This window comes from Gilliamella sp. B2772 (assembly GCF_026536985.1).
Lineage (GTDB): Bacteria > Pseudomonadota > Gammaproteobacteria > Enterobacterales > Orbaceae > Gilliamella > Gilliamella apicola_E.
This window is the reverse complement of the sequence record NZ_JAFNNB010000005.1, coordinates 101998-111478: the sequence shown is the minus strand read 5'-3', so window position 1 is coordinate 111478 and position 9481 is coordinate 101998. Positions and strand designations below refer to the sequence as shown.

Here is a 9481-nt window from a genome sequence, read left to right as displayed (position 1 = left end):
CCAACTTCATTATCGCCTGCTTTCGCTGACGCCGTGTCAGTGGATGCGCATTATAGGCACTTCTTTTTTTTTGGCAAGTGAAAAACAGCAATTTATTAATCGTTCGAATAAGCTTTAATCATCTAATACACTAATTCTCTGATATTTATCAAGATTATATTTAGATAATTTTTCCATCAATTTTTTAACTTGTTGGTTACATAATGTGCTCAAGACAATATTGTCTGTTGAAGATTGTGCTGTAACATTCTTTAGATCAAATCGCTCATTAAGTAATGAATAAACTCGAGAAGCGATCGCATTTCCCGAATCAATAAAAGTCGTATTAGGGAAAAGTAGTTTAAGTTCATCTTTAATAAATGGATAATGAGTACAACCAAGCACAATTGTATCAGGAATGACTGGTAGATTGAGCCATGGCTGCATTAGCATCTCAAGTTGCTGCATATCAACAGCAATGCCTTGTAATTTATTCTCTGCTATATAAGCTAATTCAGATAAACCAAGCAATTTAACATTACAATCAGGAGCAAACTCTTTAATTAAATTACTTGTATATGCTCTTTGAATTGTAGCTTTCGTCGCTAATAACCCAATACATTTATTTTTAGTAATCATGCTTGCAGGTTTAATTGCAGGTACAACACCGACAATAGGAAAAGAAAACTTTGAGCGTAAACTAGGTAAACAAATAGTACTTGCGGTATTACATGCAATGACGGCTAAATCAATTGAATATGATTCTATAATTGTATCTATTATATGACTTACTCGTTTAATTAAAAATTCAGAGGATTTGTCACCATAAGGAAACATCTCATTATCAAAGGCATAGATATACCGTAAATAGGGTATTTTATTGTAAATTTCATTATAAATAGATAACCCACCAATACCCGAATCAAAAACTAATACTGTTGGAGTTTTTTTTACAATATTCATATGCAGTTAACGAAGGTTAAAAAATTAATCGAGCCATATCCTAAATTGATTAAAATTTTATGCAAGCAATTTTGTTTAAGGTAGTACTGGCTTTTTACAGAATAAATCATTAAAATAGACGTCTAGATGGTAAAACTGCCAAACATAAGTATTTCATACGATTATATTTAGAGCATTGCTCTAAATAAGTTAAAGAAGGTAACACATGTCAGAATTTTTATTTACTTCAGAATCTGTATCAGAAGGTCATCCTGATAAAATAGCCGATCAAATATCTGATGCAGTTTTAGATGCTATCTTAGAGCAAGATCCTAAAGCTCGAGTGGCTTGTGAAACTTACGTAAAGACTGGTATGGCATTAGTTGGCGGAGAAATTACAACTTCTGCTTGGGTAGATATTGAAGAATTAACTAGAAAAACGATTAATGATATTGGTTATACCAGCTCAGAAATGGGGTTTGATGCTAATTCTTGTGCTGTTCTAAATGCTATTGGTAAACAATCACCAGATATTAATCAAGGTGTTGATCGGCAGAATCCTTTGGAACAAGGGGCTGGTGACCAAGGTATCATGTTTGGTTATGCTACAAACGAAATGCCTAATTTAATGCCTGCAGCAATTAGTTATGCCCATGACCTTATGCAACGCCAAGCTGAAGTGAGAAAAAATGGCACCCTCCCTTGGTTAAGACCTGATGCAAAAAGCCAAGTTACTTTAATTTATCAAAACGGAAAAATCCAAGGTGTTGATACTGTGGTTTTATCAACCCAGCATTCAGAAGGTATTGAACAAAAAGCTCTACATGAAGCCGTCATGGAAGAAATCATTAAACCAACGTTACCAACGGAATGGCTAACTTCAAGAACAAAATATTTTATCAATCCTACAGGACGTTTTGTAATTGGTGGTCCTATGGGAGATTGTGGTTTAACCGGCCGAAAAATTATTGTTGATACCTATGGCGGTGCAGCACGTCATGGTGGTGGTGCGTTTTCTGGAAAAGATCCTTCAAAAGTAGACCGTTCCGCTGCCTACGCAGCAAGATATGTTGCTAAAAATATTGTTGCAGCGGGACTTGCAGATAAATGCGAACTACAAGTTTCTTATGCAATTGGTGTTGCTAACCCAACATCAATTTATGTCAATACTTTCGGTACTGAAAAAATTGAGCATAATAAAATTATATCTCTAATTAAAGAATTTTTTGATTTAAGACCTTACGGATTAATTCAAATGCTAGATCTCATCCAACCAATTTATCAAAAAACTGCAACTTACGGCCATTTTGGTCGAGATATATTCCCTTGGGAAAAAACAGATAAAGCAGCCATTCTTAGAGATGCAGCAGGATTATAAACGAATTCCAATTTATCTCCATAATCAAGTATTGGCTTGTTTAAGAACTCACTTAACTCAAGCCAATAATATATTAAATACTAATTATAAAGAACCCAAAGTCAGTTATAAACCTAAAGGTAGTGTTGCTGGATGCGCTTTTTTAACTCGCTGGGAAATTCAACTCAATAGCATAATGCTTAATGAGAATGGAGAAAAATTTGTTAATGAAGTTGTTCCTCATGAATTAGCACATCTCATTACCTTTCAAAAATTTGGAAAAGTAAAACCACATGGACAAGAATGGCAATATATCATGTCTGAAATAATGAAAAAGGAACCTAAAGTTACTCATAATTTTAATATTAAACGTAACGAATATGTCTATATTTGTAATTGCCAAGAACATTATTTATCACCAATACGACATAACAAAATTCGAAAGAATAAAACTAGTTATCAATGCCGTAAATGCGGTACTATACTAAAACTTAAAATATCTATTTAATTTTGAAGTAAAACATGCCTAATTTTGATACACATTTTTACAAAAGTTCCACGATTATTGTTATTTTAAGCTTTTGTTTATATATAGCAGGTAACTTTTTCATTCCATTGTATGGAAAATTGACAGTTAGCTTGGTCGAACATTTACAGTCTCTTTTCTTATTATTTATGTGCTGTTACACATATTTATATGCTAAAAAGGTCAAGAATCATGTAAATCTTTACAAATTTTGGGTTTGGACAATTTTCTGGTGGTTTATGCTTTTTGGCAGAGGAATCAGCTGGGGGCGTGACTTTTTCCCTGAGGTACCCCGTTTCTACTATAAAATAATTGCTGGTATCTTAATTGGAATACCTTTTTTAACAATATTTTTACCGACAATCCGTCAAGAGATTGTTCGCCGTTATAAATTTGAAAAAATTCCTGTCTGGCACATCTTTTTTGCATTTCTCTTTTTAGGAATTGCAGATATTGCTGAACATCATCGTATTGGTCATCAATTTTTAGTCCTAAGTAACGAAAGAAAAGATCTTATTGAAGAGTTAATGGAAATACCTTGTCTTTTAAGTCTTGCATTAATAACTTTTTATATGCAAAAAAATGAACAAGAGAGGTTAAACAAGCCATGTTAAGCTATCGTCATAGCTATCACGCGGGAAATCATGCAGATGTGTTAAAACACATTGTATTGACGTTATGTATTAATGCATTGAAAGAAAAAGAAAAGCCTTTTTTATATTTAGATACACATTCTGGCGCTGGTCGCTATTTACTACAAAGTGAACATGCTGAAAAAACTGGAGAGTTTTTATCAGGAATCAATTTAATTTGGCAACAATCTGATACGCCAGAACTACTTAACACCTATTTATCTGTTCTGAAGCGTTATAATCCTTTCGATAATTTAAAATATTATCTAGGCTCACCTTTAATTGCTAAGCAATTACTAAGAGAGCAAGACAAATTTAATCTTACTGAACTTCACCCAACTGACTATTCCTTATTAAGACAAGAATTTAGTAAAGATAAGCGAGCTAAAGTATTTAAAGAAGATGGATTTGCACAACTCAAATCAAAATTACCCCCTGAATCACGACGTGGTATTATTTTGATAGATCCATCATATGAGATAAAAGATGATTATCAAAAAATCCCAAAAGCATTAATTGAAGCATATAAACGTTTTGCAACCGGGGTTTATTTAATTTGGTATCCAGTTGTCTCTAGAACTCAAACACAAAAGATGATTGAGCAAATTATTAATTCAGGTATTAAAAGAATTTCACAATTCGAATTGGCAGTAAAACCCGATAATAATCAGAAGGGAATGACAGCTTCAGGTATGATTGTGATTAATCCACCTTGGAAGTTAAATGAGCAAATGCACACAATTATGCCTTGGTTAAAAAACATTCTTGATACAGAGAAAACAGGAAATTATCTTATCAAAGAACTTGTTAGTGAATAATTTAAGCTATTTTTAAGTTAAAAATGCGAGATTTTCTCGCATTTTTTATTAAAACTTCAAAAATCTCTACTAAGGGAAGAAATGGCAAGCAAAGAGATAAACCCATAATATTAAAGTCAAAAGTAATGAAAGAAAAACAGCCGCGGAGCCATAATCCTTTGCTCGACCAGATAATTCATGTCGCTCACTTCCAATTCTATCAACCACACATTCAATGGCACTATTAATGAGTTCAACTATCATCACAAAGCCTATTGAACCAACTAATAAAATTCGCTCATAAATAGAAAAATCAATAAGCATTACAATAATATAAGCAAGAATTAACAAAATTAATTCTTGTCGGAACGCTGCTTCATTTATGATAGCTGATTTAAATCCCTTTAATGAGTACTTCGTCGCATTGATAATACGTTGTAGTCCTGTTGCTTTTTTCACAATAACTTCCCAAATTTAAAATTATCTTACATAGCCATAATTCATCAGACGCTGGAACCTTCTTTCAAGAAGCACAGGCAACTCCAAACTACCTAATTCATCAAGATCAGATAATAATTGCTTTTTAAGTGAGGCTGCAACAGCACTATAATCTCGATGAGCACCACCTAAAGGTTCAGGGATAACTGCATCAATAAGTTTTAGTTTTATCAATTTATCTGCAGTCATATTCATTGCTTCAGCCGCCACTGGTGCTTTATCTGCGCTCTTCCAAAGAATAGACGCACAACCTTCAGGAGAAATAACAGAATAAGTGCTATATTGGAGCATATTAACTTTATCGGCCACACCTATTGCAAGTGCTCCACCAGAGCCACCTTCACCAATAACAGTACAAATTGTTGGTACATTTAAACGAGACATTTCACGTAAATTACGAGCAATCGCCTCAGCTTGCCCCCTTTCCTCTGCGCCAATACCAGGATAAGCACCTGGTGTATCAATAAAGGTAATAATAGGTAATTTAAATCGCTCAGCCATTTGCATTAATCTCAATGCTTTACGATAACCTTCAGGAGCAGGCATACCAAAATTACGATAAATTTTTTGTTTAGTTTCACGACCTTTTTGGTGACCAATAACCATAACAGGTCGGTCATCAATACGAGCTATTCCACCAACAATTGCTTTGTCATCTGCGTAAGCTCTATCACCGGCCAGCTCATCAAAGTCGGTAAAAATTTCATTAATATAGTCCAATGTATAAGGGCGATTAGGATGTCGGGCTAATTGAGCTACATCCCAAGGTGATAAATTTGAAAATATCTTCTTAGTCAACTCACGACTTTTTTGATTCAACTGTTTAATTTCTTTATCTAAATTGATATCCAATTCAACTTGTTGCGAATCAATATTCTTTAAGGAATTAATTTTTGCTTCTAATTCCGCTATCGGCTTTTCAAATTCCAAAAAATTATTCATAACGCTTATGATTGCCTCTTGTATTAATTGTATTTAGTTAAAATACATTACTAAATTTAGTATACTGACTATTTATTAAAATAAAATTAAGTCAATTTTACTATGTAATAATCATTGAAGTCACCAATATTTATTATTAATGAACATCAACATTCCAAATGGCACAGCTAGCTTTTAATAGGTTAACTGCAACCATTAAATAAAAAAATCTGTTTTTTAATTAATCAAATTCAAAGTCCACTCGCTCATTTCCTAATAAAGTTTTCAACTCTATTATTAGCGCATCTTCAGGCACAATCCGCCAAGTTGTACCAAATTGAAGACGTACTACAGAATCTTCTCTATGATAATAGAGATTAATCGGGACACTACCATGTCGATAAGGTTCTATAATTTGTTGTAATCGCTGTAAAATTGGACGGTTAACTTCAGCGTCAGATAAGGTTAAAGATAATCCTTTAACATACTTAGCCCTAGCATCTTTTAAGTCGACAATATCGCGAACCGACATCTTAAATCCGCCATTAAAATCATCATGACTAACTTGACCTGAAACGATTAAAATTTTATCTTTCACTAACAAATGACCAAACTTTTCTAATGCGTCAGAAAAAAGCAAGCCATCAATTCGTCCAGATCTATCGTCTAAAGTGAATAATCCAATCTTATTACCTTTTTTAGTTATTCGAACTCTGGCATCAACAACAATACCGGCAAATGTTGCCATTTTCCCCCATCCAGTTGGAGCCGCTTCACTTATTCTAACTCCACCAGAATATCGATTAAGTTCTTTTAAATATTGCGTAACTGGATGGCCGGTTAAATATAAACCTAAGGCTTCCCGTTCACCTTCAAGTAATACTTGTTCGGGTAATTCAGGAACAGCAGCATAAGCATTTTCAACTTGTTCTGGCTCCTCAGCTAATACACCAAACATATCTTCTTGCCCAATAGTTTGAGCTCTAGCATACTGATCTGCTGCTTGCATGGCGTCATTGATACTATGCAAAATAGCCGCTCTATGAGGACCTAATTTATCAAAAGCTCCAGCCATAGTTAATTTCTCTAACACGCGCCGATTGATTTTCTTCATATCTGTTCGAGCACAAAGCTCAAAGATATTTTTAAAATAACCACCACTATTACGTGCTTCGACAATAGCCTCAATTGGGCCCTCACCAACGCCTTTTATTGCACCAATACCATATACAATTTCGCCTTTATCATTTACATGGAAATGATAAAGACCACTGTTAATATCAGGAGGATTTACTTGCAGCCCCATTCTTAAACACTCATCAACAAGACCCACAATTTTATCTGTATTATCCATATCAGCAGTCATTACGGCTGCCATAAATTCGGCTGGGTAATGCGTTTTCAACCATAATGTTTGATATGAAACGAGTGCATAAGCAGCTGAGTGAGATTTATTAAAACCATATCCGGCAAACTTCTCAACCAAATCAAAGATATGCATGGAAAGTTCACCATCAACACCTTGTTTCTCAGCGCCTTCTTTGAAGACCGAACGTTGTTTGGCCATCTCTTCTGGTTTTTTCTTACCCATTGCTCTTCGAAGCAAATCGGCGCCACCAAGTGTATAACCAGATAGCGTCTGAGCAATCTGCATAACTTGTTCTTGATATAGGATGATACCATAGGTCGGTTCTAAAATTGGTTTAAGTGATTCATGCTGATGATTTATATCAGGATATGATACCTCCTCCCGACCATGTTTACGGTCAATAAAATTATCTACCATGCCTGATTGCAACGGACCCGGTCGAAATAGCGCAACTAAAGCGATCATATCTTCAAAACAGTCAGGTTTTAAACGTCTGATCAAGTCTTTCATTCCGCGCGATTCCAGTTGGAATACAGCTGTTGTCTCAGCTTTTAATAATAATTGGAACGATTCTTCATCATCAAGTGGTATGCGAGTAATATCAACTGGTGGTTTTCCATCTTTTAATCGGCGCTCATTAATCATTTTAACAGCCCAATCAATAATGGTTAAGGTCCGTAACCCTAAAAAGTCAAATTTAACAAGCCCTGCGTATTCAACGTCATTTTTATCAAATTGTGTTACTGGGTGATGACCTTCGGGATCGCAATAAATAGGAGAAAAATCGGTAATCTTAGTCGGAGATATTACTACACCACCGGCATGTTTACCTGCATTTCGAGTTACCCCTTCTAATTGTCTGGCGATATCAATGAGAGACTTAACTTCTTCGTTGTTATCATAAAGCTCTTGAAGTTGAGGCTCAACTTCAAATGCTTTAGCTAATGTCATACCCGGATCAAGTGGAATTAATTTTGAAATACGATCAACAAATCCATAAGGATGACCAAGAACTCGTCCTACATCGCGAATAACTGCTTTAGCAGCCATTGTACCAAATGTAATAATTTGAGATACTGCATCGCGACCATACATATCAGCAACGTGATCAATAACCATATCACGCTTTTCCATACAAAAATCAACATCGAAATCCGGCATTGAAACCCGTTCTGGATTTAGAAAACGTTCAAAAAGTAGGTCAAATGCTAATGGATCTAAATCAGTTATCTTTAGAGCATAAGCAACTAAAGAACCGGCTCCTGAACCACGTCCTGGGCCAACAGGAATATCATTATCTTTTGACCATTGAATAAACTCCATGACGATCAAAAAGTACCCAGGAAAGCCCATTTGGTTTATTACGTTTAATTCAGTTTCTAACCGCTCATCATACTCAGGACGTCGCTGTTTTCGAACTTCTAGATCAGGAAAAAGAAACTCAAGCCGCTCTTCTAAACCTTCACGTGATTTATGCACCAAAAAATCTTCGGTTGACATATCACCCGTAGGAAACTGTGGTAAAAAATATTCGCCGAGTCGAATAGTCACATTACATCGTTTAGCTATTTCAACACTATTTTCCAATGCCTCTGGAATATCGGAAAACAATTTGCACATTTCTTGTTCCGATCGTAAGTATTGCTCGGATGAATAGTTTTTCGGCCTACTTGGATCTTCAAGTGTATTACCATCGTGGATAGCTACTCGAATTTCATGCGCTTCAAAATCAGAAGATGATAAGAAGCGCACATCATTAGTCGCCACAACCGGTAAGGAATATTGTTCAGCGAGTTTAATTGCGCTATGAATAAATAACTCTTCATTGGCGCGATTTGTACGGACTAATTCAAAATAGAAATGTTGATTAAAATTTTCTAAATAGTAAGTGATCGCCTCATCAATAATCGCTTGATTATCGCGAATAACACCAATACCAATATCACTTTCACGACCAGCTAATATGATTAAACCTTCTCGATGGATAGTTAGCCATTCTTGATCAACAACAGGCATATCACCAATATAGCCTCGCTGATAAGCTTTTGAAATTAATAAGGTAAGATTTTGATAGCCTGTATTATTAGCGGCTAATATTGTTAATCGATAAATATCATCACTTAGTTGTGAACTTTTAATTGCTAAGTCAGCACCAATAATGGGTTTAATGCCTTTTCCCATGGCTGATCCATAGAACTTAACTAGCCCACAGAGATTGGTAAAATCAGTAATTGCAAAAGCAGGCATTTGCAATTTACTTACTTCATTGACTAAAGCACCAACTTTAGCGATACCATCAACCATTGAAAAATCGCTATGCAAATGAAGATGAATAAACTTAGGTTCGGTCATATTTACCAAAAGTAATTACACAAAAAATTAGCCACAATTATAGCACAAACCAGACGAATATTCTTATTGCTTTATTTATCAAAATAATCGACTAATAAAACAATAAAT

At 34.8% G+C, this 9481-nt stretch carries 8 protein-coding genes; 4 read left to right on the top strand and 4 right to left on the bottom strand.

Features of this window, described 5'->3' with window-relative positions:
• Nucleotides 1-114 precede the first annotated feature (114 nt).
• Nucleotides 115-942: a glutamate racemase gene (gene murI, locus J3T98_RS10510; RefSeq protein WP_267357996.1), complete on the bottom strand. Its 828-nt coding sequence runs from the start codon at nt 940-942 to the stop codon at nt 115-117.
• A gap of 205 nt (nt 943-1147) precedes the next feature.
• On the opposite strand from murI, the gene metK reads away from it, so the two are divergent.
• The 4 genes from metK to J3T98_RS10490 are packed head-to-tail and all read left to right on the top strand — an operon-like array spanning nt 1148 to nt 4254.
• A complete protein-coding gene (metK, locus tag J3T98_RS10505) occupies nt 1148-2299 on the top strand; it encodes a methionine adenosyltransferase (RefSeq protein WP_065561847.1) in 1152 nt (383 codons plus the stop codon).
• A complete protein-coding gene (locus tag J3T98_RS10500; protein WP_267357999.1) occupies nt 2283-2786 on the top strand; it encodes a SprT family zinc-dependent metalloprotease in 504 nt (167 codons plus the stop codon). Before metK ends, J3T98_RS10500 begins: the two co-directional genes overlap by 17 nt.
• 14 nt (nt 2787-2800) lie before the next feature.
• A complete protein-coding gene (locus J3T98_RS10495) occupies nt 2801-3418 on the top strand; it encodes a hypothetical protein (RefSeq protein ID WP_267337634.1) in 618 nt (205 codons plus the stop codon).
• Nucleotides 3412-4254: a 23S rRNA (adenine(2030)-N(6))-methyltransferase RlmJ gene (locus tag J3T98_RS10490; protein ID WP_267358001.1), complete on the top strand. Its 843-nt coding sequence runs from the start codon at nt 3412-3414 to the stop codon at nt 4252-4254. The genes J3T98_RS10495 and J3T98_RS10490 overlap by 7 nt, the downstream gene beginning before the upstream one ends.
• Nucleotides 4255-4323: 69 nt before the next feature.
• Here J3T98_RS10490 and J3T98_RS10485 read toward each other — a convergent pair whose 3' ends face one another.
• From J3T98_RS10485 to dnaE, 3 genes are all read right to left on the bottom strand, one after another.
• Nucleotides 4324-4695, bottom strand: coding sequence for a diacylglycerol kinase (locus J3T98_RS10485; RefSeq protein ID WP_416380065.1), 372 nt, complete (start codon nt 4693-4695; stop codon nt 4324-4326).
• A gap of 18 nt (nt 4696-4713) precedes the next feature.
• Entirely contained in the window at nt 4714-5673 is a 960-nt protein-coding gene (accA, locus tag J3T98_RS10480; RefSeq protein WP_065561842.1) for an acetyl-CoA carboxylase carboxyl transferase subunit alpha, read from the bottom strand.
• A gap of 220 nt (nt 5674-5893) precedes the next feature.
• On the bottom strand, nt 5894-9373 hold the full coding sequence (gene dnaE / locus J3T98_RS10475) for a DNA polymerase III subunit alpha (RefSeq protein ID WP_267358004.1): 3480 nt from the start codon (nt 9371-9373) through the stop codon (nt 5894-5896).
• Between the last annotated feature and the right edge of the window lie 108 nt (nt 9374-9481).

What these genes read in the sequence shown, in the direction of transcription:
- J3T98_RS10500 (WP_267357999.1), top strand. Translation starts at nt 2,283, where the DNA reads ATGCAGCAGGATTATAAACGAATTCCAATTTATCTCCATAATCAAGTA.
- J3T98_RS10490 (WP_267358001.1), top strand. Translation starts at nt 3,412, where the DNA reads ATGTTAAGCTATCGTCATAGCTATCACGCGGGAAATCATGCAGATGTG.
- murI (WP_267357996.1), bottom strand. Translation starts at nt 942, where the DNA reads ATGAATATTGTAAAAAAAACTCCAACAGTATTAGTTTTTGATTCGGGT.
- J3T98_RS10495 (WP_267337634.1), top strand. Translation starts at nt 2,801, where the DNA reads ATGCCTAATTTTGATACACATTTTTACAAAAGTTCCACGATTATTGTT.
- dnaE (WP_267358004.1), bottom strand. Translation starts at nt 9,373, where the DNA reads ATGACCGAACCTAAGTTTATTCATCTTCATTTGCATAGCGATTTTTCA.
- accA (WP_065561842.1), bottom strand. Translation starts at nt 5,673, where the DNA reads ATGAATAATTTTTTGGAATTTGAAAAGCCGATAGCGGAATTAGAAGCA.
- metK (WP_065561847.1), top strand. Translation starts at nt 1,148, where the DNA reads ATGTCAGAATTTTTATTTACTTCAGAATCTGTATCAGAAGGTCATCCT.